Consider the following 803-nt stretch of genomic DNA (forward strand, 5'->3'; position numbering starts at 1 on the left):
CGTTCGTCGCCGACACAGGCCAGAGCCGGGTGGTCATGGCCGTCATCGGCCTGCTGAGCACCCTGCTGCTCGGCGTGCTGTACGGACGATGGCTGTTCCGTAAAGGGGGTGTGGCCTTGTTGCTGTGGTGCGTGCGGCTTGACCGCAGCGGCATGGTGGTGGCATCTGGACCCGAGCAGGTGCGCGCCCGTAACGTCCTTCTCGCCCTGAGCCTTACGGGCACGGTACTCGGCTGCTGCGCTGGGGCGGCCCTGCTCTGACACGCAGATCCTCTGCCTGTGTCCGACCAGCTCAGACAGAAGTTGGAAAGCGCTCAATGACGGTAGGTGCTGTCAGAGGCATGCTCTAGGATCCCGGCATGATTTCCCCGGAAGAGATCAAGCAGATCGTTACACAGATCGAACTCGAAGGGGACGGTGAATTCTGCGACTGTGGGGCGTGGGCGGCCCGCCTGGTACGGGGCCGCGAGTGCCAAGGGTGTTATCGGATGCGCCGGGGCATCGAGAAGTACGGGCTCACCATCCCCCAGTACAACGCCATCTGGCGTGCGCAAAACTTTCGGTGCGGCCTCTGCGGGGACAATGAAGAGCCCTGCGACGGCGGTATCCCTCACGCCGGACCGCGCCCCTGGCAGATCGATCACGACCATTACTGCTGCGACATGAAGAGGTCCAGCAACCGCTGCTGCGTCCGCGGGATTCTCTGCCTCCCGTGCAACCTGAACGAGCTATTGATCAGAAACTCATGGGGTTCCCTCGTCGAGGGTGTAGCGGACGTGCGGGGCTTGGAAGTAGCCGGTGATG

Annotated in this window: 1 protein-coding gene and 1 pseudogene; both read left to right on the top strand. The window is 63.3% G+C overall.

Translation table 11 applies throughout. From position 1 onward, the window contains the following. Nucleotides 1–260: pseudogene (locus tag Q0994_RS33875) on the top strand (hypothetical protein); the annotation flags it as partial. Between the two features lie 98 nt (nt 261–358). After that, nucleotides 359–803, top strand: a 445-nt coding sequence (locus Q0994_RS33880) for an endonuclease domain-containing protein (protein WP_299542576.1), incomplete at its 3' end; no start/stop codon positions are given.

Origin of the sequence: uncultured Streptomyces sp., from assembly GCF_947488945.1 — a bacterium.
GTDB lineage: Bacteria > Actinomycetota > Actinomycetes > Streptomycetales > Streptomycetaceae > Streptomyces.